Consider the following 22916-nt stretch of genomic DNA (forward strand, 5'->3'; position numbering starts at 1 on the left):
ATTTGACAAGAGGGTTATAAATGGTATGTATAACAGCTCTAACTTTGTAAAAAATTGATTATTTCTTAATATAAAATGGATATTAAACTCAATACGATTGAAGAAGCAATCGCTGACATACAAGCCGGAAAAGTCATTATTGTAGTCGATGATGAAGACCGCGAAAATGAAGGTGACTTTGTAACAGCCGCACGCAATGCTACTCCGGAAATCATTAATTTCATGGCTACGCACGGTAGGGGTTTGGTATGTGCACCGTTGACCCAAGAACGTTGTAATGAATTGGGGCTCGAACTAATGGTGGGCCAAAATACTGCAGTATATGAAACAAACTTTACCGTTTCGGTAGATTTACAAGGCTATGGCTGTACTACCGGAATCTCTGCTTCAGATCGTTCAAAGACTATTAAAGCGCTTATCGATCCCAATATCCGTCCAGAGGAACTAGGACGTCCAGGGCATATATTTCCACTTATTGCAAAAGATGGTGGCGTACTTCGTCGTACCGGCCATACCGAAGCTACTGTCGACTTAGCTCGTCTCGCTGGATTTGAGCCTGCTGGGGTATTGGTCGAAATATTGAAAGAAGATGGTGAGATGGCTAGATTACCAGAACTTATTGAAGTAGCCAAACGCTTCGACCTCAAAATCGTCAGTATTGAAGATCTTATTGAATACAGATTAAAACATGACTCTCTAATTGAAGAAGAGGTCACTGTCAACATGCCAACTGAATTTGGTGAGTTTAAATTGAAAGCCTACACACAGAAAGATACAGGAGCGCAGCACCTAGCTCTATTTAAAGGTGAATGGAATGAAGAAGAACCTATTTTGGTACGTGTACACAGTTCATGTATGACAGGTGACATCTTTGGCTCATGTAGATGTGATTGTGGACCACAGTTACACAAAGCGATGCAAATGATTCAAGCGGAAGGAAAAGGTGTTATAGTATATATGAATCAGGAAGGCCGTGGAATTGGACTAATCAACAAACTACACGCCTATAAACTGCAAGAAAGTGGTGTAGATACAGTTGATGCCAATCTCCAATTAGGGTTCAAAGCCGATCTTCGCGACTATGGTGTAGGGGCTCAGATTTTGAGAAGCTTGGGTGTCACTAAGATGCGGTTGATGTCCAACAATCCAACTAAGAGAGCTGGACTGGTAGGTTATGGCCTGGAGATTATCGAAAATGTACCCATCGAGATCGAAGCCAACAAATACAATGAAGAATATCTCAAAACAAAACGTGACCGTATGGGTCACACCATCATGAAGAATCTATAGTTAACAAAAAAGGGACTCATTGAGTCCCTTTTTTGTTAACTATATTCCTTTCGGTATGCGTAATAGAATAATATCGGCAACACAGCCACAGATAGGATAAGGCAGATAATCAAACCGCCGACAATCATAATGGCGAGGGGCTTTTGGATCTCAGACCCCATTCCACTCGATAATGCCGCGGGGAGCAATCCCATTGACCCCATGAGTGCAATCATGACAACAGGTCTAATCCGACTCTTGACGCCGCTATAAATGGACTCTTGGAGGCTCATTTTCGCCTTTAGATTGTCCTTCATCACACCTATCAATACAATACCATCTATTGTCGCGACTCCAAACAAAATAATAAATCCGATACCTGCAGAGATACCAAAGATAGTCCCTGTCACCCATAATGAAATAAACCCACCAATAAAAGCAAAAGGTAGTGTGATTGCTGAAATCAAGGTATCCTTCCCATTTCCAAAATTAGCATACAACAAGAGAAGAATGAGTACCAATGAGACAGGGACAACCATCATCAATTGCTTGGAAGCCCTTTCTTTACTTTCAAACTCTCCTGCCCATACCAATTTATTCTCTTTGGCAAGTGATATTTCCTTCTCGACCTTTGCTTTAGCCTCTACAATTGTACTTCCCAAGTCGCGGCCTTCAATATTGAATCCTATACCAATATATCGAGAATTGCCCTCTCTATATATAAATGCAGGCCCAGTATGGTAATCTATCGTTGCAATTTCTCGAAGAGGAACACGTTGATCGTTCATTGTTGGAATCAAGATATTACCAATCTTTTCGGGATTATCACGATATTCCTTCTGAAAACGTAACCTCACATCAAACATGCGTTCATTTTCATAAAATGTAGTTGCAGACTGTCCGCCAATAGTCATCTCGATGACGGATTGCACATCTCGGGTGGACACTCCGTATTTGGCCATTTTAGAATCGTGTAGCTGTATCCGCAACTCGGGAAGCCCGATATTCTTGAATACATTGACATCCGTAATCCCCTCTACAGATTCAATCGTATTGGCAACTTGAAATGCTTTCTTTTCCAAATCATACAGATTGTCACCAAATATCTTGATTACCAATGGGCTCTTGACACCTGCAACATATTCCTCTACATTATCCTGAATAGGTTGGCTAAATCCAAAGTTGATACCTGGATACTGCTGCAGCTTATCCCGCATCTGCTGGATCAATTCATCTTTTGAGATTTTGTTCTTCCATTCTTGATGGGGCTTTAATTCAATATTGAATTCGATATTAAAAAATCCGGTAGGGTCTGTACCATCGTTGGGTCTTCCAGTCTGGGTCATAATGAAATCTATTTCATCAAAATCATCCCTAAGCATTGTCTTCATCTCTTTTGTCAGCTCTACAGATTCGTCCAGATTGATACTATTAGGCAGTGTCGCTCTAATGTAAATGGCACCTTCATTGAGCTTAGGAAGGAATTCCGAACCATAGAAGTGAAACCGTACAGCGGACCCGATAAGAATAAACAGAAATAAGCCAATCGTCCACTTCTTATGCTTAAATGCAAGCTTAAAGAAACTAAACACATGCTTTCCAAAGAATCTAGATATGGCATTCTCCTTCTCACTGATATTCTTATTAAGTAGATACTTACACATCGCAGGTACATAAGTGAGGCTCAAAATCAAAGAACCCAACAAGGCATATCCTAAGGTAAACGCTAATGGCGAAAACATCTTTCCTTCAACTTTTTGAAAGGAGAAGATAGGCAAAAGAGCAACTATTAGAATCAATAAAGCAAAGAATATATAACTTGCGACGGACCCGGCACTCTTCTTGATTATTCCTAATTTTGATATCTTATTAAAGCGGGCTGCACCTAGTCGGTGGGACTCCCGCTCCATCGCCACAAATACGGTCTCCACGATGACGAGCGTGCCCTCGAGCAGCAAACCAAAATCGAGAGAGCCCATTGAGATAAGGTTAGCAGGCAACCCTTGTATTCGCAGCATGATAATCGCAAATAGGAAGGCCAATGGGATGACCGACGCTACGATAAACGTCGTCTTCCAATTGTACAAAAAGATGAATACGATAAACGAGACCAACAAGATGCCCTCTACTAAGTTTTTAGAGACAGTATGCACCGTATTGTCCACCAGTTTTGTCCGATCCACGATGGGGATAAGTTGTACATTCTTGGGTAAAATACGGGTATTGAGATCTTCAATTTTTTCTTTTAACCGACCAATGACCTCAGACGGATTCTCGCCGCGTAGCATGACTACTATCCCTTCGACTAAATCGTCCTCATCATTGTATCCAACTTGTCCGAGTCTAGGTTTGGCAGAAATCTGTACCTCGGCCACATGCTTAATCAAGATAGGAGTGGATCCATTGACTTTGACCAAGATGTTACCAATATCTTCTATCTTATCAAGCAGCCCTACACCACGCACCACATAGGCTTGATTGCCTTGCTGAATAACATCTCCACCTACATTAATATTAGAACGGGATACGGCTTCGTATACATCCAAGGGAGACAAGTTGTAGTTTGCCAACTCGGTAGGGTTAATCTTGATTTCGTATATTTTCTCCTCACCGCCAAAACTGACCACATCTGCCACACCAGCTACCGATACCAATTCACGTTCTATAGTCCAATCTTGGATTGCAGACACTTCCTTAATAGGTAAATCACTCTTAATAATGTATCTAAAAATTTCGCCCGTAGCACCATATGGGGGTTCAATCTCGCTGTGTGCACCATCTGGCAAATCAACCCCATTCATCCTATTGGCAACATATTGCTGTGCATAAAAATCATCCACTTCATCATCAAATTGCACTGTCACGACGGATAATCCAAATAACGAAATCGACCTGACCTGAGATTTCTTTGGGATGGTGTTCATCTCTTTTGAGATGGGCAATGTCACAAACTTTTCAATTTCTTCAGCACTCCGGCCAGGCCACTGTGTAATAATCCGTGCTCGAGTATTGGTCACATCCGGGAAAGCTTCAATCGGGGTATGGATATAAGCATAAATTCCAACAAACAACATCGCCACTGTCGCAAAAATCACGACCAAAGAATGCCTAAGGGAAAAGGCTACAATATTTTGGACAAATTTCTTCATGTTATTTCATCAACTCTTCAAAGACAATCAATTCATTTCGGGTGATAATCTGATCTCCCTCTTTATACCCCTCTCGTACAAATGTATATTCATTATTCTCTGCCACAGGCTTTATGGGCATCACTAACAGGTCACAATCTCCATTGTATACCACCGCGTATTTTTGATTATTATTGAAGATAATAGCATGATTAGGAATAGCTACGAGCTTTTCATCCATTAAAGTGGCTTTGTTGATAATGACATCTGCACTCATTCCGGGTTTCAATCTCAGGTCACCATTGTCCAACAAAACACGCGCCTTTAACACCCTTTCTTCCTGATCGAACACGTTAGAAATCTGCTGTATCTTACCACTGAATACCTCATTTGGATAAGCTAATGTTTTGACCGTAACCGCAGCACCATTCTTTACATATTGTAAGTTGTTTGCATAGATATTGACCATCACCCACACTTGCTTGAGATTACTCAGCGCAAACAACTGTTCCTCATTATTGATATTGGCTCCCGTATTGATATTCTTTTCTACGATATAGCCATCTTTTGGAGCCTTTATCTGAAAAACACCCTTATCTGCCGTGGCATTGTACAAATCCATGTTGGCGTCTAAACGCCGTAATGTCGCATCTAGATTGGCGAGTTCGACCTTAATCTCATCCACATCTCTAGCTGAAGCTAAGCCATCGTTGAACATACTTTGTGTGGACAAGAGCTTTTGCCTGGTTAAAGCAATCTGATTGACCAACCCTTGCCGCTCATTGGACATATCATTTACCGAAATACTCCGTACAGTAGCCAATACCTGCCCTTTTTTTACAAATTGTCCCAAATCAAAAGTTACCTGTTCTGCCGTCCCATCCAGCATACTTCTATACTTAACCACATCGTCCTCATTGTAATTGATACTCCCTGTAAGCGATATTTGTTCTTTCACAGGTTGCAACGACAGCTTTTCAAGGGTGATTTTTTTCTTAAAATCTGCGGTCAAGCAATATTTGTCCGGAGACTTATTAGTCAATTTGGTCGTATCCCCGCCTTGATTGCAAGACGTCAACGAAAGACCCCACGCTATAAAAACTGGAGCATACCTTATTTTCTTCATCTTAAATATCTTTTCCAATAACATACTGTAGTTCTTCAATGGTTTTCAAATACTGTTCTTTACGGTCAATCAAATTCTTTTTACTATCTAGATAGGAAGACACAAAGTCCACAAACTCAAGCACAGAGATATTACGACTTTGGAAGTTGCGGGTATACTTTTCTAAAGATCGATCTAACTGATCTTCAAATTGCCCACCCAACTTTTCAATGATGGATTGTAACTGAGTTAGCCTAGAAACAGAGGCATCCAATTCGTTTACTATCGACAGTTTATGCTGTGTAAGTGTGGCATTGCTCTTTTCGATTTCCAATCGAGCTATCTTCACATTTCCTTGGTTTCGATTGAAAATGGGAAGATCTATACTCGCACCAATCCCAATAAAATCTTGCATGATGTTTCCACCTCGATCATATCCAAGATTCAATTGTACATTAGGCTTTCGCTCGGCCTCCTCTACCGCAAGCTGTTGTCTACTCAACTCTACCTGATTGCCCGCAAGGCGAAAATCCGCTCTATTCTCCATGGCGTCTATCTTCCACTGAAGTATTTGGGGAGTAATAAATCGATCGATATTGAGGGTATCTGCAATAACAATCAACGGGGCTTCATCCAAGTTGATATAGGTCTTGATTCTCTGTATACGTGTAAGCTTGTCGTTCCGAATTTCCGTCAGTTCATTCTGAAAAGATAGCATCTCCGAATGAATGCGTACATACTCCATTTCGCTGACATTGCCTTCTTTCCATTGCTTAAAAAAAGCATCGGAGAGATTGCTGAATAATTCAAATTGAGATTGATACAAGGTCTCCTGCACCTGTAACGCCTGCAACTCAATAATGGACTCCCGCAAATCGAACTTAAGGTTGCGGAGTGTTTCCTCGAATTCCAGTTCTTGACTTTTCAAGTTCAATCGCTCTAATTGAATTCGCTTCTTGCGTTTACCAGCAGTCTCAATTATCTGTTCCAATTCCATTGAAACTTGCTGATGCTTTCCCCATTTTCCGACTAAGGACGGCATGGTTTCAGCAGGATTATTTTTCCATAGATTGACCTCCGAAATAGAAAACGTAGGATTGGGCCATAATCGGGCTTGGAGAATAGCAGCACGGGCCTGCTCAATTTGGTATTTCCCTGCCAGTAATGTCAAATTGGCGGACAAAAATTGTTGTTCGATTTCACGCCTAGCGAGTTCCCTACTGGAATTGTCCTGCGCTAAAGAATGAAAGGTGCTCAATATAAATACACCTATAACTAGTAAATATCTCATGTACATCATCTGCGTCGAGTATATGATATGACTGCGAACACATTCGATCGGATAGTATCTTATAAATTGTTCTCTAGCCATGCCACACGATTTAATTTTGAGACAAAACTAATCGTAGTAGATTACACAAGAATTTGAGTTAGATTAAAATTCGATTAGAATAGATTAGAATTTCATTAGGACACTGGAAAAGTGAGCTCGACAATGGTCCCTAGCTTATCAGATGTCAAGTTGAATCCAATATTATGTTGTTTGAAGATAACCCTTGCCAGTGATAATCCTATGCCACTGCCCTTGATATCTCCTATATTCTTTCCTCGATAGAAGGTCTGACCGACTAATGGAAGGTCGTCCTCAGCGATACCTATACCACTATCTTGAATACGAATAATCAGCTGCCCTCTATCCTGGAATATTTGAATCTTTACCGGTTTATTGTTGGAGTATTTAATAGCATTCTCAACCAAATTTTGGATGGACAGTTGTATCAGCACGTCATTGCCATAAACATGGAGTACATCCTGATCTTGAATTTGCAGATCCACTGAGATACGCGCGCTGAACTTTTCTTGAGCATAGGAGACAATATCCCAAACCACCTCATCCAATCTAAATTTTTGGTATGACAATGCCGAACTTTTGGCTTCTGTTAGAATAAGCATATTGTCCAATATATTCGTTAGATTGTCAACATTATCCAACGCAATCTTGGTCGCCTCCTGATATTCTTCAGCAGTACGGATTTTTTGCGAAAAGACCTCTAAAGTACCCGATATGGCAGCTAGCGGAGTTCTAAATTCATGAGATACATAGCTCACAAAGTTCTTCTGGATGATAAAAGTTTCCGAAAGCCGATGAAGCAAAGAATTATAGGTATCGATCAGTTCTTGCAATTCATCTCCGGAATTGATGGTGGAAATAGGTTGGTGTATCGTTGAAACTTCTTTGTGTTTGACCTCTTCCACTACCCTTTTTATTGGACGATAGGCAATCTTGCTCAAGACATAGGCAAGTACAACAATACTTACCCACGCCACCAGTAGTACCACAGCGACAATAGCGAGGAGCCTATTTATTTGATCTTTAAAATCGGAATTGCTTTCTTTCACAAAAACATAAAAATCACCTTGATTATCCGGATAATACATCCCGTAATAAAAATGATTATTGGACTGAAAGCTTACTTTTTTGTTTTTCTTGACCGTCATAAGTCGATCTGGAGATATATTGCTATCGTTTTTTAGACTTCCAAACCTTACTTCCCCTTTAGAGTCATATATGGCCACACGGGACCGATCAATCAAATTTTCGAACTGTATTTTAAACTCGTTGTGCTTGTCATCAGACTGCTCATCCTTCTCCAAATAATAGATCCCTGACACCAAGCAAGTGGTTTCCAATTCGTTATAAACAGAGCGTTCACTAGATTTATAAAAAGTCCAATAAATCAATACCGTGGCTATCCCGAAGATGATACCAAAGATTAATGAGGTTATAAATGTGAGTCGCTTTCTTAAGTTCATACTATCCTTGCATCATATATCCAGTTCCTTTTATAGTCTGTATATATTGGTGTTTACTTTCATCTATTTTATTGCGGAGATAAGATATATACACATCCACCACATTGGTATTATTATCAAAATTAATACCCCACACAGCATTCAATATCATCGTCCGGGATACAACTCTATCCTTATTCTCAGCAAGATAAATCAACAGTTTCAACTCTTTGGGCGAAAGTTCTATTTTCTCGCCATGCTGATACACTGCATGTTTGTCAAGATCTATCCTCAGTTCCTGTACCAAGATATCATTTTGGTGTATCTCCTGTTTTTGATATTTGGTACGTCGTGTCAACGCATTGATACGAGATATCAATTCCTTGAAATGAAAGGGCTTTACCAAGAAATCATCGGCACCACTATCCAATGCTGCGACTTTATCTTCAGTATCATTCAGGGCACTCAAAACTAATATCGGTGTCAGTATGCTTTTGTAGCGAATCATCTTCGTGAGCTGTATACCGTCTACTCCAGGTAACATGACATCTAGTATAATCACGTCAAAAGATGTGTCAAAGACAATCTCTCTGGCCTCCTCCGCTGAAGCGCAGAGTTGCACATTAAATCCATTCTCTACCAACCCCTTAACAACAAAATCACTAATCCTAACGTCATCTTCCACAAGTAGTATCTGCATAGCATTTCATTTAATCCAATATTTTCAAACTTAGATAAAATGCTTTGTATTCCCGAGTTCTTCATTAAAAAACACGACCAGTAATTTGAATCGGCTTTTTTTGACGTCCATATGGTGATAGCTCCTTAATATTTTCCGTAATTTTATAAAAATCCAAATCAAATTGATGTCAACCTCAAAAGTTAAAAATATTATTTTGTTTGATGGTGTGTGCAACCTATGCAACAATACCGTTAACCTTATCATGAGAAACGACAAACGACGCAAATTCTATTTTTCATCGTTACAATCCGATATTGGACAACATTATCAATCTCTTCTTGGCCACCAAGTCGATTCCATCCTTTATATCCGTGAGGGTCAAATCCTCAGTAAGAGTAATGCTGCTTTGTACATCGCTAAAGACTTAGGGTTTCCGTGGAGCTTTCTATTCATTTTTAAAATCATTCCAACCTTTCTACGAAATCGGTGTTATGATTTTATAGCAAAATACAGATATAAGTGGTTTGGCAAACAAGACAGCTGTCGTATGCCAACAGAAGCAGAGCGCAAACGCTTTATCCAAATACTTTAATGTTTTCTACTCATGCAAAATTCACTATTGATCAACAAAGCATATGTCAATGGGAAATTCATATCCAGTTCTCATACATTTGAAATCATCAACCCTGCAACGGGTCTGCCTATAGCAGCAATGCCCGACCTCACGACAAACGACTGCAAAAAGGCAATTCTAGCTGCAGAATCTGCCCTCCAGAGGTGGAGAGAAACCAGTAATGGTGAACGATCTGCAATCATTCGGAAATGGTATGAGCTCATTGTATCGCATAAGCCCCTTTTAGCAGAGATCATGACTTTAGAAAGTGGTAAGCCGCTACAAGAATCTCTAGTAGAGGTCGATTATGGCAACTCTTTCGTAGAATGGTTTGCAGAGGAAGGTAAACGCGCTTATGGAGATACCATCCCAGCATCGAAAAAGGGAATGCATCTGATGACCATCAAGCAAGGAATCGGAGTGGTGGCTGCCATCACCCCTTGGAACTTTCCTTTGGCGATGGTTACGCGAAAGGTAGCACCAGCCCTTGCCGCAGGCTGTACCGTGATATTAAAGCCCGCATCGCAGACTCCGTTCACTGCCATTGCATTAGCCAAACTTGCCGAAGATGCAGGTATACCCAACGGTGTCTTCAATGTCATCACAAGCAAAGATAGTGCAGGTATTGGTCAGGAGTTGGCTACAAATAAGACAATCCGTAAACTTTCTTTCACAGGTTCGACACCTGTCGGTAGAACATTAATGGAACAATCGGCCTCCAACATCAAGAAACTATCGATGGAACTTGGGGGTAATGCGCCTTTTATTGTCTTCGACGATGCCGACGTAGATGCAGCCGTGGAAGGTGCCATCGCTGCAAAGTTCAGAAACTCTGGACAAACTTGTGTCTCTGTCAACAGATTTTACGTCCAAGACGATGTCTATGACGATTTTGCATCCAAACTTACACAAGCGGTCAAGAAGCTCAAAGTGGGTAATGGCCTAGAAAAAGGTGTACAGATTGGGCCGCTCATCAACGCAAAGGGATTGAAAAAAGTTGAAGAACACGTTGAGGATGCTCTTGCCAAGGGAGCGAAAATCGCGACTGGCGGTCGAGTAATCAACGGCCTATTCTTTGCCCCTACTGTATTGCTTGATGTAACGTGTGACACTTTGATTGCACAAGAAGAGACCTTCGGTCCAGTATGTGCACTTTTCAAATTCAAATCTGAAGAAGAGGTTTTATCCTTAGCCAACAATACTGAATTTGGACTAGCCTCCTATTTTTACAGTCAGCATGTCAACAGATGTTTTCGAGTTGCTGAAAAATTAGAAGCGGGAATGGTGGGCATCAATATTGGACTTATATCTAACGCGGCTGCACCATTTGGAGGGGTAAAGGAATCTGGAGTAGGACGTGAGGGGTCCAGATATGGACTAGATGAGTATATGGAAATTAAATATTTATGTTTTGGTGGGTAATGTCTCCAAAACATAAATTAGCGTGTGCGATATCTTTTGTATAATTTGACAGCCATCATCAGCACCACTGAAAGTCCAACTAGGCCAACAACTCCAAATATCCAGTTGAGTGCAGACTTCAACACTACTAGAAAAACAATAGCAAACAACAATAGTGTTGCCAACTCATTCCAGAGCCGAAGTTGTGTCGATGACCATGTACACGTTTCGACTGCCAATTGGCTCATAATCTTTTGACAGATAAAGTGATAAACCACCAAACCCACAACAAAAAGAAGCTTAACATGCATCCACCCCATTTCAAGCCAAGAAGGCGAAAGGTACAACATGAGCAAACCTGCAACAACAGTCAGGTACATTGCCGGTGTAGTAATGACCCACCACAGCTTGGACTCCATGACCTTAAACTGTTTGTGTAGTACCTGATATTCTTCGGGAGTCTTCGTCTTGGCCTCTATATGATAGATAAAGAGTCTAACGATATAGAATAGTCCCGCCATCCAACAGACGACAAAGATAATATGGATGGCCTTGGCGTATTGATAAACCATTTTTCTTTGGAATTAATGTACTGCAGCGCGAAAATTGACATAGGATAAAAGAATATTGATGATTTTCACTCTTTACACTTTAATCCCAAACGCTCATTCTATGATGAAAGGACTAAAGAATAAAGACTTTATCCAATCCCTATTCTTTAATCCTTCTATTTTTAAGCTAAATATCTTCCTTAATAGCGAAACTCTCTAATAACATCTACTGCAAATTTGACATTGTCAAATGGCATATCGGGCATGATACCATGACCGAGGTTAAATAAAAAGCCTTCTTGACCTCTCATACGTTCAAATAGCTCGTGGATTTTTTTCTCAATAACGGTTTTATCTGCATATAGTATAATCGGATCAAAATTTCCTTGTACGGCTATCCCCGATGGAAGGTCCTGCTTTACGTTCAAGATATCAGCATTCCAATCCAAGGAAATAACATCAGGCCTCGCTTCGCTCATAATTGGGTAGAACACAGAACTGCCGCGTGCAAAAGAGATTACTGGAACACCCGATCTATTTATCCTGGATATGATCTGCTGGGTATACGCATGTCCAAACTCAAGATAATCATTCCATGAAAGCGCCATTGCCCAACTATCAAATAACTGTACAGCATTTACCCCAGCTTCAATTTGCATATTCAAGTAATCCACGGTAAGATCTGTAATCTTCTGCAAGATGTAATGTCCCAACTTGGGATCATTGTTAAGCATAGTCTTCGTCAATTTAAAATCCTTGGACGACTTGCCTTCTACTAGATAGCTTAAAATAGTAAAAGGAGCGCCTGCAAATCCAATCAACGGAATGCGTCTGGACAATCTTTCTTGGATTACTTGGATGGCATCCGCGACATATTGAAGCTTATGCACGCTTCCAGCATCCAATTTTTCAGCATCCTCCCATACACGCACTGGATTCGCAAAACGTGGCCCCATCCCTTGTTCAAAGGACAAATCACCACCCATAGCCTCGGGAGTCACCAAGATATCCGAAAATAGGATGGCAGCATCAATATCTAGCAAATCTACCGGCAACATGGTCACATCAGCTGCGATTTCAGGAGTCTTGCACATTTCCAAAAAAGAATACTTATTCTTAATCTCCCAATACTCCGGCATGTATCGTCCCGCTTGACGCATCATCCATACTGGAGGACGCTCTGTTTGCTGACCAAATGCAGCCCTGATAAATAAATCGTTTTGTAAGGTTTTGTTCACTATAAATGTTTTGATAATTCGTTTTCTATTTTCTCAACAATTGACCGTTGTCTACCCGTCAACTGCAATCCATTTGCGACCTCCAGATAGGCTTTGACGCGGTCGTAAGCCTTTTTTCTTAAATTGATATTTGCAAGATTAATCAGCACCATTCCCTTCTCATGCTCTCTTTTCCAAGGCAAGCGGGAAGCCAATTGAAAATGATATTCAGCCTCGTCAAGCCGATCTTCCTTAAGGGCTATATTACCCATCATGAATTCATAAAAATTTCGTCTTCCTTTACGGAGCGTGTCGGGATTGGTGATGTCTGACAGTAACATCTTGGTCTTCTCATAGTCTTGCTTGTGAAAAGCCTGCGTCGCTATAAAAACGGAGCCTTCTCTGTATTGGCTCCAAATCAAATAGCCAATCCCGCCAAGTATATATACGCACGCGTAGTAATGCTTAGCATAGATGGCATAAACGAGGAAACATACAGCAACGGCAATGACTATATATCGTGCCTTTTTTGTCATTACTACTTACTGATTGTCTGTAAACTTATATCCAACTCCACGGATGGAATGAAAATAAATAGGATGCTTTTGATCTGGCTCAAAGTATTTACGGAAAGTCAGAATGAAATTATCAATGGTACGTGTAGATGGATATACATCGTAGTTCCAGACCGTTTCTAAAATCTGTTCACGTGATACTGCTTCATTACGGCGCTCTATTAGAAGCTTAAGCAACATCGTCTCCTTTTTTGTTAAGGAAGTGACCGTACCATCGGCATGATGGAGTTCGTAAGAGTTGAAGTATATGGTCTTATCACCTATGGTATAAGAGTTCAATTCTTTAAGATCATCCCCTTTCATACCTCTACGCACTAAGTTACCTACACGAAGGATAAGCTCTTCTAAGTTGAAGGGTTTGACCAAATAGTCATCAGCACCTTTCTTGAGTCCGGTAATACGGTCTTCGCTACTATTTTTGGCCGTGAGGAACATAATAGGGACTTCGCTATTTTGCAAGCGAATGGTTTCAGCAACCTGGAAACCATCAATCTCCGGAATCATGACATCTAATATGATGAGATTGAAACGTTCCTCTTTAAACACTTTAAGTGCTTTTTTACCATCTGTAGCGGTACTCACGCGGTACCCTTCTAACTCGAGATTTAATTTGATAGCCTCTAGCAAATGTTCTTCATCTTCTACTAGAAGTATACGTTGTTTAGCCTGCATAGTTTTCAAATGTTACTTCAAAAATACTCCCAGAAGGAGTGTTATCTTTTACTTTTATCGTGGCGTTATGCTTCTGCAAAACCGTCTTCACAATGTATAACCCCAATCCTGTCCCTTTGGTTTTGCGGGTGGACTCATTACCTACTCGATAAAATTTATTAAATATATTCTTTTTTTCTTCATCCGGTACACCTATTCCATGGTCAGTAACTGAAAAAATCAATTTTGTTCCCTCTTTTTTCAATCTGACGAATACACTGGCGCACGGGGGGGAATACTTGATAGCATTTTCAATTAGATTGGTGACAACATTCGTTATTGCAAATTTATCGGCGACCAACTTCAAATCGGGATCAAGTTCCGGTTTAATGATCTGTGATTGACAAGAATTCTTCTGTAGGCGATCAACAATACCTTCTACCATTTCCGTCAAATCAAACTCTTCCTTCGGCAGGTTATAACTCCTATTCTCAAGCTTTGTGGTGAGCAATACATTCTCTACCAAATCATCCAGTCGTTCTATGTCTTTCAATGAATTCCGAAGAAAAACCTGCTGCTGTTCCTTATCCAAATCTCTTTTCAAAATAGTTTGGATATATAGCTTAACCGAAGCTAAGGGAGATTTCAATTCATGCGTGATGGCAAGCAAAAAATTCTGCTGTTGTTGATGAATCTTATGTTCTCGTTTGAAATTGTTCTTTAACCTCAACACGCCCCATAAGAAAATCAACAAAAAGAACATCCCCTCCCCTATAATCATTGATTTACGTTGAGGCTCATACTTCACCAACATAACGCCCCACCAGATAAGTTGGGAGACCGCATAAAACACCAAAAAATAGAATAGAAAAAGAGTCTTCCTCATACAGAATTCAATCGATAAAAAACAAAAATAGACATTCCATCAGGTATTAAAAAGATTCTAAAACATTTTGACACTAATAGGAAAAAACGCATAAAACCTTATTATCAATCGAATCCTACAACCTAATAAAAAGGATTTTTGACATTCTAATTTTTAATTTCTATTTTACCCCCTATGTTCCAACACAAGAAAGATATATTCTTCGACCTAGATCATACCATTTGGGATTTTGACAAGAATGCAGCCGAGACCTTACATGAGCTTTTTTTTAAATATCAATTTGATAAGCTCTTCAATCATCAGACTGCCGATCTTTTTATCTCAACCTATACGACCAATAATCATCGTCTATGGAATCTCTACCATCATGGTAAAATAGATAAGCCAACGCTCCGACAAGCAAGATTCGGCGACACCTTTTCACAGTTGGGGGTAGACCCCTTGTTATTTCCTTCCGATTTTGAAGAAGAATATTTGATTATGTGTCCACAAAAGACCAATTTATTTCCAAACGCACACGAGACACTGTCCTATCTAAAAGAAAGATACAATTTACATCTAATCTCAAATGGCTTTAAAGAAGCATGTGAAGTGAAGTTGATGAAAAGCAATCTCGAACAATATTTCGAGCATATTTTCATCTCTGAGCTCGTAGGCGTCAATAAACCGGACCCCAAGATTTTCCAGCATGCACTAAGGGCTACAGGTGGAGTTTCAGCGCTATCCATTATGGTGGGTGATAGTATTGATGCAGATGTAAGGGGCGCCCAAAATGTAGGGATAGACGCGATATTTTTCAATCCCCACCAGAGTGCTATACCTATTGACGTCAAGCACAGCATTACAGATTTGGGAGAGCTCAGGCAGGTGTTTTAAATTTCTAGCAAAATAAAAAAGGAGCCTGAGGCTCCTTTTTCTAGTATTTATTTTTCACTACAGTACCTTCACCGTAATGTTTTTCAACCAGACGTCATCGCCATGATCCTGGAAACCAATCACTCCAGATTTAGACTTTCCACCAACTTGGCTCAATAGCTCATACGCCAACGGCCATTTTGCTTCGCTAAATTTGCTAGATTGTAAAAGCGCAATCCATTGTGGCGTCCACAAATCGTACTCTACTACTTTTACTCCATTTTGGTAATGGGTCACTTTGCCCTTATTCACAACAATCTTAGCTAGGTTCCATTCCCCAGCAGGCTTTCCATTTTGCGGTTTAGCAGGAATCATATCGTACAACGATGCAGATTTGCGGTTCCCGTCCACACCTTGCTTGGCATCAGGATGATTGTCATTGTCCAACAACTGATATTCAGGACTAGAAATATAAATAGGCTGTCCTTCTACTTCTTTGGCAAGGAAAAAAGTTCCTGAATTACCCGCATGTGATATCTTCCACTCGAATTCCAATTCAAAGTTTTTAAAATCATGTGCGAAGATTAAATCGCCACCTTCAGCCTTTTCATTGCCTTTGGGTTTTGCAGTGAATTTAAGCGTACCATCCTCAATACCCCATTTTGCAGGAATATGATCCTTGTTATACCCTCTCCAGCCCTCTGTTGATTTTCCATCAAAGATGACATAAGCGCCTTTACTATTCTTCGGAAACTTTTTAATGTCAACTTTTGAAAAATTTGACAGTTTATAGCTGGGAGCAGCTGTTTCTTTCTTTGTCTGTGCCTGTACGTGTTGCGATGTATCGACACCAAATGAAAAAGTCAATGCGGCCACTCCTGCAAATAGGTAATTGAATTTTGATCTCATTGTATTATTTTTATAATCGATTTAAGTGTTTTTACTAAACTTAGATAAATCTGTATTCATATGCAAATCCAAAGAAATTGCAAGTCTAATTTATCAATCTCTATTCCGTCACGACGGGTTATTTGCAGTGGAAAAATAGCAAAAAAAAACGAATTTTAGGCTATTGCTAATTCCTTTTAACATCTTGTCTAAAATTGTTCACCACCTTCCATCTCCACACTATTTTCCACTCGCTTCTTCTTTCCGAGGTCCTGCATGCCAAAACGATAAGAGAATGAAAGCATAAACATACGCTTCATCCAACGGTGTTCGAAATAAGAATTGACTTGCGCCGTATTAGTATATCCTCCAAATTTGCGAGTATCCAATAAATCTCGAACATTGAACATGATACTCCCTTTTTTATTCAAGACATCCTGCTTCAATCCTACATCTATCCCAGTCATCGGTTCAGTTTTACCCTGTGCCCGCAAACGTGGGGCGTTATAGTCCGCCCGTATTTGCCCTGAAAGATTCGCCAAAATCTTCACATTGGAAGTCATGTTGACATTCCAGTTCAAAGCATCACTCTCCTTAATATCAAACGCGGTATTACCATCTATCTTATTGTAATACATGTTACCGTTGAGGGTTACATCCAACCAATTGGTAAAATTAACCTTAGAAATTAATTCCAAGCCTGCGACACTCGAATTTGTCAAATTCTCCCATCGGCTTTTTGTCACACTTGTGGATGTATTGACATCGTAGATATAAGGTTGCATCATATCCTTCATACGCCGATAGTATCCCGTGGATATAAAGTTCCATTTTTCATAAAATTTGGCATAGCTCAACTCAAAAGAATGGATGTCCTCTGGTAGCAAGTTAGGATTACCTTGCCTACGATTCATATCATCCGACACATCTTCAAATGGATTCACTTGCCAACCACGAGGACGTTGTACACGTCTAGAATAACTCAACTGCACCTTGTCGCCATCCTTGCCAACAGCATAGGTCAAGAAGGCTGTTGGATACAATCTAAAATAGTCTTGCTTGGCTTTCGTCTCTATCTCGTCGGAAGGTGTAGATGGGTCTTTTTTATAATAAATAGAAGTCAGATAAGTCTGCTCCCCTCTCAAACCAACTTGGTAGGAAAGCTTATCCGTCAGTTTATTTTGATAATTAACATACAAAGCATGCACAGAATTTTTTAAATCGAAATCATTGCTGATCCCATAATCTGGGCGCATACCACCAGATATATTGTCCAACGTATCTGAAAACTGTGTATCAAATGAGCTTCGGATAGTCGTTTTGTAGCCAAGTTCCAATTTGCTAGCATCCGAAAATGGCCTTACATAATCCACCTGTATATTCGTATTCTTTCCATCTTCAGAGGTACTATTCAATCTGCTTTCGATAGGCAATTCCGTTGAATAAGTCTGGTTGTAATCGTTTGTACCATCTTCTGTATCCCGACCATACATGACGTTTGCAGTCAATTCTTCTCCTTCACGAGCAAATTTTCGACTGAAGTCCAGGTTTAAGTCATATCCCAAATCATCTTCTTTTTGCCGAGAGGTACGTAGGCTGGTCCCATTCAATTGAGGATGGTTGAAATAGGAATATTTTAAGTCATTATTACGGTCGTTGTCCCGTACACTTAGGTTTCCAGAAATCCCGATTGTAGTTTTTGCATTAGGAGAATACTCCACCCCCAGTTTGAACATGTTATTGATGCCCTTTCGATTGGCATCCTCCACATTGTTGATCTGGCTATTATTATTTAAATACGTATTCTTGGTCGCTCCGCCGCCAACCATATTACGCCGACTGAAATTGTAACTTCCGCTGTAATTGAATTTTTCGTCCTTGTAACTTAGGGTTGCCCCAGCAGAGTAGTTGTTGTATGATCCCCCAGAGGCATTGAACATGCCGTTTAAACCTGTCCTGACATTTTTCTTCAGTACAATGTTGATAATACCTGATTGTCCCTCGGCGTCATATTTCGAAGAGGGATTGGTGATGACCTCCACCTTATCTATGGCATTGGCGGGTAAGGATTGCAACAAGCTCGTAATATCACTCCCTGCCATTGCTGACTCCTTTCCATCTATCAATATCCGGACACTGCTAGATCCTCGCAGGCTTACTGAACCGTCCATATCCACTTGAAGGGTAGGTACATTTGCCAAGAGATCGGTTGCAGTCCCACCCACACTTACCAAGCTCTGTCCTACATTGAATATCTTCCGGTCTATGCCAATCTCCATTGCAGGAGCTTTCCCCTCTACAACTACTTCATCTAGCATCTGGCCGTCCTCTTTCATCTTCAATGTTCCCACATTTAAATTCTTACCTTTTTCAAGGTTGATATTTTCTTTCACCAGATTTTCATACCCCATGAAGGTAACCCGCACCGTATATACCCCCGCATCTACAGCATCAAAGATAATTTGTCCATTTATGTCCGATTGTTGACCTTTGATATAAGCTTGTGAAGATTGCTTTAACAAAGCAGCACTTGCCCCCAAAATGGGTTCATTGGATTTTTCATCCACCACAAGAAATTTTATTTGAGAGGACTGTGCGAAAGAAAAGACCGGAAGGCAAACAAATAAAAGGTAAAGCAAAATTCTCGACGACATAGTGTATTATTTACAAATGGAAAAGCAAAAATGCTTCTTTTCACTTGCAATAAGTAACACGTAACCGCATTATTACGAAGAAATCAATCTATTCAACCGTTTTGACTATCACTCCACAGACACGGTCAAACCTTCGGATTTCAATATCTTACGGTATATCTCCATTTCTGTATATGACCCTTCCAACACCGGGCATTTACCCGCGGTATGTACTTTCCAAGCGATTTGCTCGGCCTGTCCCTCCGTATACTGCAGATGCTTCATCAAGCACGTGATTACATGCTCAAATGTATTAATCTCATCGTTCCAAAGAATCAGCCGATTTGAACTTTTGACGGCTGCTAAGATTTCCTCCAATGAATAGGTTTCCTGTTCTGTCTCTACACTCATAGCACAAAAGTAATTAATTTTCAAAAAATGTGTAATTTTGAAGTTCTGAAAATTAACGAGATAAGAGATATGTTTCAATCGAGGATAGCTGGGATCGGTTATTATGTCCCCAAAAATGTATATACCAATGATGACCTCACGCGATTCATGGATACAAGCGACGAATGGATCCAAGAGCGCACCGGCATCAAAGAACGCCGCTATGCTGACCGCTTGGGAGAGACTACTACTACTATGGCTATTGAGGCGTCGAAAATTGCTATAGAACGTGCGGGCACCACTGCTGCAGAGATTGATTTTATCATTTTCGCTACGCTCTCGCCAGATTACTATTTTCCAGGTTGTGGTGTCCTATTGCAACGAGAGATGGGAATGAAAGAAGTCGGAGCATTGGATATTCGTAATCAGTGCTCAGGATTTGTATATGCGCTTTCTGTAGCTGACCAATTTATCAAAACGGGAATGTATAAAAACATTCTAGTAGTCGGCTCCGAAAAACAATCTTTTGCAATGGATTTTGCTACCCGAAGCCGTTCCGTATCTGTTATATTTGGAGACGGTGCAGGAGCTGTGGTCCTACAACCGACTCAAGAGCACGGAAAGGGCATCCTAAGCACGCATCTCCACGCTGACGGAGCAGATGCCGAAAAGCTAGCCATGTACTATCCAGGAGCTTCTGCAGGCATCTGGTTGGATAATCCACCAAAATGGCCAGAACAAGAACTTGGTGGACTATACATGACCAAAGAAATGCTTGAAGATGGCTCTACCTCCGCCTATATGGATGGTCAGGCTGTGTTCAAAAAGGCGGTAGTAAAATTCCCGGAAGTCATCCAAGAAGCACTGGCTAAAAACAGTCTAGTAACCAGCGACATTGACATGTTAATCCCCCACCAAGCCAATCTCCGTATCTCCCAATTTGTACAGAAATCCTTGGGACTGGCTGATCATCAAGTATTCAATAATATCCAAAAATATGGAAATACCACGGCAGCATCAGTGCCCATCGCGTTATGTGAGGCTTGGGAAGAGGGCAAGATAAAAGAGGGAGACCTGATATGTCTAGCTGCTTTTGGAGCAGGCTTCACCTGGGGATCAGCACTCATTAGGTGGTAACCCCTACCATAATAAAAAAAGAGGCGATCAAATTTCACAAGTGACCGCCTCTTTTTTTATATTATAAAGTTTTTAGCAAAAAGTCATATCAGCTGAATATTAAGCCTCTATAAGAATAATCAAAAAAGTTAGGTATTCAATTCTTGCAATTGTTCTCAAAAATAACTGGCGTACATTTTTCCTCCTTCAACAGGACAAGACGTCTGTATGCGGAATATCTTATTATGGTCAAGGAGTTTAGAAAGTATATACGGTTTAATGTTGCGAAAGAAATTGATTTCCTCCCATCGGCTTTTAATGCCTTGCTTTATAACATCCTCTCTTATCAACAACAAATATTCTTGCTGGTATAGCATCATTTGATACGCTTCATCAATAGCATTTGAATGAAATTATTTAAAACCACTATTTTATCGATGTGATGTTAACGGTAGTTTTTCTTTGCCACACTAATTATACATGTTCGCTCAATCCTCCATTACTTATTTTTCTTACCGCTCAATCTAATGTTATTTTTCAAAATAAGTGTCGTGACTGATGCAGCAACAAATGGAAAAGTTAATTGAGGAAAGGGTAGTGTGGTCATATACTGACTAATGATTGTCGTCAAAACAACAGAAAACAAAACCCAAATTCCGTCTTTTGTTTTATTGCCAGCAAAAACAATCGCACATAAAACTGCATTATAACTTACTAAACCTAAATTAATATTTTCAACGGGAATAGAAAAGAGTTGAGATACAAATACAGCCACTATCGAACCTGCAAGTCCATATAATGCTGCAAGGGGCGAGTTGATAAATACGGCAACAAAAAATACTACCCCTGCTAATAAATTGTCTTGAAAAATAACCTGTCCATATCCTCGAAAAGCAAAACCGAAATCAGCTTCGTCATAAGTATTTACAGGGGATGCGGTAATATTCAATTCGGGTAAAAAATGATTAATGATAAATAGTATTGCCCAACTTACTAATACAAAAGGTAAAGTAAAGACTGTTACTTTATTCGTTATAAAAAAGTGCTGTATAAGTGTTGAAATGATTGCTCCTATAACAATAAAGCACCAAATAATCAGTGTCGGTTTACTAAACAAAATTAATGCAGCTCCAACTAAAGCAGCATTAAATCCGTAAAGTCCTTTGTCTATACCGCTTATTTCAAACTTAAAAAGTTTGGCTGCCAATGTCGCTACAAAAACTGAAACGATTACAGCTATTCCCATATTGATTGAACCAATAAGTACTCCAACTAAAAACAGGAAGCCAGTTAGTGCATTCTCTTGGAGCATTATCTGCCCCAAGCCTTTTAAAGATTGATTTATCAATGTAAATCGTGTAGCAGTATTTCTATAAGTCGGGTTTTCTGATGTCATAATCTTGATGTTGTTCCTGTAGGCTACTTTCCTGTATGTTGTGTCCTCCAATTACTGCTAACTAGAAGATTGGCACAAGTTATCCGTTTTCAATTGTTTGTAATTTTTTTTATAGCAAGCACTAATATAAATAAAAAACCAATGCTTATAGCATTGATTTCCCTTGGTAACTTTATAAGTTCAGAGTTGCGAAACAAAAGACTATTCCATACCCTTAAATTTATGCGATAGCTTTTACATATCCTTTCCGACTTTCTCGTTAAGAATTTTTGCATAAATCTGCGTTGAGGCAATGTTTTTATACCCTAACATCTTGCTCAAACTTTCTAATGGAACACCCTCGCTCAAAAACAATGTGGCAAAGGTGTGAGATGCCAAATGAAAGGTTACTTTCTTTTGGACAGTCTATCTGGAAATATTCGTTTTAGACTATCATTGCTGACCGTATTTGAGGGTACAGTAAATACCTTGTCTTCTTTTGAAAATCCCGCATCCTTTTCGATAATCATTTTTGGATATCCAACAGCATCACGTTTGATGATGTAGACGTTTTTTTCTGCGTACAGTAATCCATTGGTTGCTGTCAAAGAAATCTTGAATATAGCTATTTTAAGTCCTTTCATATCGGAATAGGAAAGACCTGTAAAGGTGTTATATCTGTTTATCAAAAGTAACGTGTTGGTAACCCTACTTTTGACAAAAATCGCTTCTTACTGCTTTTTAACTCATTATCAAAAAATCAAAAAACGGCTGTAAAATCTTTATTT

The 22916-nt window shown here is 39.9% G+C and carries 21 protein-coding genes; 5 read left to right on the forward strand and 16 right to left on the reverse strand.

What is annotated here, in order from left to right:
* Positions 1-75: 75 nt before the first annotated feature.
* The gene (locus OQ289_RS18005; protein WP_270088211.1) at positions 76-1290 is read left to right on the forward strand and encodes a bifunctional 3,4-dihydroxy-2-butanone-4-phosphate synthase/GTP cyclohydrolase II; all 1215 of its coding nucleotides are present in this window, start codon (positions 76-78) and stop codon (positions 1288-1290) included.
* Positions 1291-1325: 35 nt separating this feature from the next.
* Here the strand turns inward: OQ289_RS18005 and OQ289_RS18010 are convergent, their stop codons facing one another.
* The 5 genes from OQ289_RS18010 to OQ289_RS18030 all read right to left on the reverse strand — a co-directional run bounded on the left by OQ289_RS18010 (position 1326) and on the right by OQ289_RS18030 (position 8995).
* Positions 1326-4418, reverse strand: a complete 3093-nt coding sequence (locus tag OQ289_RS18010; protein WP_270088212.1) for an efflux RND transporter permease subunit — start codon at positions 4416-4418, stop codon at positions 1326-1328.
* A 1-nt stretch (position 4419) separates the two neighbouring features.
* The gene (locus OQ289_RS18015) at positions 4420-5523 is read right to left on the reverse strand and encodes an efflux RND transporter periplasmic adaptor subunit (RefSeq protein WP_270088213.1); all 1104 of its coding nucleotides are present in this window, start codon (positions 5521-5523) and stop codon (positions 4420-4422) included.
* Position 5524: 1 nt separating this feature from the next.
* Entirely contained in the window at positions 5525-6793 is a 1269-nt protein-coding gene (locus tag OQ289_RS18020) for a TolC family protein (protein ID WP_270088214.1), read from the reverse strand.
* A gap of 176 nt (positions 6794-6969) precedes the next feature.
* Positions 6970-8316 carry a sensor histidine kinase gene (locus OQ289_RS18025; RefSeq protein ID WP_270088215.1) on the reverse strand — a complete coding sequence of 449 codons (1347 nt, stop codon included), beginning with the start codon at positions 8314-8316 and terminating at the stop codon, positions 6970-6972.
* Between the two features lies 1 nt (position 8317).
* A complete protein-coding gene (locus tag OQ289_RS18030) occupies positions 8318-8995 on the reverse strand; it encodes a response regulator transcription factor (protein ID WP_270088216.1) in 678 nt (225 codons plus the stop codon).
* A 166-nt stretch (positions 8996-9161) separates the two neighbouring features.
* On the opposite strand from OQ289_RS18030, the gene OQ289_RS18035 reads away from it, so the two are divergent.
* Complete coding sequence (locus tag OQ289_RS18035) at positions 9162-9569, forward strand: thiol-disulfide oxidoreductase DCC family protein (protein WP_270088217.1); 408 nt, start codon at positions 9162-9164, stop codon at positions 9567-9569.
* 12 nt (positions 9570-9581) lie between these two features.
* The gene (locus tag OQ289_RS18040; RefSeq protein WP_270088218.1) at positions 9582-11012 is read left to right on the forward strand and encodes an NAD-dependent succinate-semialdehyde dehydrogenase; all 1431 of its coding nucleotides are present in this window, start codon (positions 9582-9584) and stop codon (positions 11010-11012) included.
* A gap of 17 nt (positions 11013-11029) precedes the next feature.
* Here the strand turns inward: OQ289_RS18040 and OQ289_RS18045 are convergent, their stop codons facing one another.
* From OQ289_RS18045 to OQ289_RS18065, 5 genes are all read right to left on the reverse strand, one after another.
* Positions 11030-11563 carry a CopD family protein gene (locus tag OQ289_RS18045; RefSeq protein WP_270088219.1) on the reverse strand — a complete coding sequence of 178 codons (534 nt, stop codon included), beginning with the start codon at positions 11561-11563 and terminating at the stop codon, positions 11030-11032.
* A gap of 179 nt (positions 11564-11742) precedes the next feature.
* The gene (hemE, locus tag OQ289_RS18050; RefSeq protein WP_270088220.1) at positions 11743-12780 is read right to left on the reverse strand and encodes a uroporphyrinogen decarboxylase; all 1038 of its coding nucleotides are present in this window, start codon (positions 12778-12780) and stop codon (positions 11743-11745) included.
* A complete protein-coding gene (locus OQ289_RS18055) occupies positions 12780-13295 on the reverse strand; it encodes a hypothetical protein (protein WP_270088221.1) in 516 nt (171 codons plus the stop codon). The genes hemE and OQ289_RS18055 overlap by 1 nt, the downstream gene beginning before the upstream one ends.
* A gap of 6 nt (positions 13296-13301) precedes the next feature.
* Positions 13302-14006, reverse strand: coding sequence for a response regulator transcription factor (locus OQ289_RS18060; RefSeq protein WP_033564113.1), 705 nt, complete (start codon positions 14004-14006; stop codon positions 13302-13304).
* A complete protein-coding gene (locus OQ289_RS18065; RefSeq protein ID WP_270088222.1) occupies positions 13996-14871 on the reverse strand; it encodes a sensor histidine kinase in 876 nt (291 codons plus the stop codon). The genes OQ289_RS18060 and OQ289_RS18065 overlap by 11 nt, the downstream gene beginning before the upstream one ends.
* 174 nt (positions 14872-15045) lie before the next feature.
* Here OQ289_RS18065 and OQ289_RS18070 point away from each other — a divergent pair, with 174 nt between their 5' ends.
* A complete protein-coding gene (locus tag OQ289_RS18070; RefSeq protein ID WP_270088223.1) occupies positions 15046-15747 on the forward strand; it encodes a YjjG family noncanonical pyrimidine nucleotidase in 702 nt (233 codons plus the stop codon).
* A 57-nt stretch (positions 15748-15804) separates the two neighbouring features.
* Here the strand turns inward: OQ289_RS18070 and OQ289_RS18075 are convergent, their stop codons facing one another.
* The 3 genes from OQ289_RS18075 to OQ289_RS18085 all read right to left on the reverse strand — a co-directional run bounded on the left by OQ289_RS18075 (position 15805) and on the right by OQ289_RS18085 (position 19658).
* The gene (locus OQ289_RS18075) at positions 15805-16635 is read right to left on the reverse strand and encodes a 3-keto-disaccharide hydrolase (protein WP_270088224.1); all 831 of its coding nucleotides are present in this window, start codon (positions 16633-16635) and stop codon (positions 15805-15807) included.
* A gap of 188 nt (positions 16636-16823) precedes the next feature.
* Positions 16824-19181, reverse strand: a complete 2358-nt coding sequence (locus tag OQ289_RS18080; RefSeq protein ID WP_270088225.1) for an outer membrane beta-barrel family protein — start codon at positions 19179-19181, stop codon at positions 16824-16826.
* 195 nt (positions 19182-19376) lie between these two features.
* Positions 19377-19658, reverse strand: coding sequence for an ATP-dependent Clp protease adaptor ClpS (locus OQ289_RS18085; RefSeq protein ID WP_033564108.1), 282 nt, complete (start codon positions 19656-19658; stop codon positions 19377-19379).
* A gap of 27 nt (positions 19659-19685) precedes the next feature.
* Here OQ289_RS18085 and OQ289_RS18090 point away from each other — a divergent pair, with 27 nt between their 5' ends.
* Positions 19686-20774 carry a 3-oxoacyl-ACP synthase III family protein gene (locus OQ289_RS18090; protein ID WP_270088226.1) on the forward strand — a complete coding sequence of 363 codons (1089 nt, stop codon included), beginning with the start codon at positions 19686-19688 and terminating at the stop codon, positions 20772-20774.
* Positions 20775-21252: 478 nt separating this feature from the next.
* Here OQ289_RS18090 and OQ289_RS18095 read toward each other — a convergent pair whose 3' ends face one another.
* The 3 genes from OQ289_RS18095 to OQ289_RS18105 form a co-directional block, all read right to left on the reverse strand.
* A complete protein-coding gene (locus OQ289_RS18095) occupies positions 21253-22149 on the reverse strand; it encodes an urea transporter (protein ID WP_270088227.1) in 897 nt (298 codons plus the stop codon).
* Between the two features lie 234 nt (positions 22150-22383).
* Positions 22384-22527: a tyrosine-type recombinase/integrase gene (locus OQ289_RS18100; protein ID WP_333485553.1), complete on the reverse strand. Its 144-nt coding sequence runs from the start codon at positions 22525-22527 to the stop codon at positions 22384-22386.
* Positions 22528-22535: 8 nt separating this feature from the next.
* Positions 22536-22817 (reverse strand): hypothetical protein, encoded by a 282-nt coding sequence (locus tag OQ289_RS18105; protein ID WP_270088228.1) that lies wholly within the window; start codon positions 22815-22817, stop codon positions 22536-22538.
* Between the last annotated feature and the right edge of the window lie 99 nt (positions 22818-22916).

This window comes from Sphingobacterium sp. SYP-B4668, from assembly GCF_027627455.1.
Classification (GTDB): domain Bacteria; phylum Bacteroidota; class Bacteroidia; order Sphingobacteriales; family Sphingobacteriaceae; genus Sphingobacterium.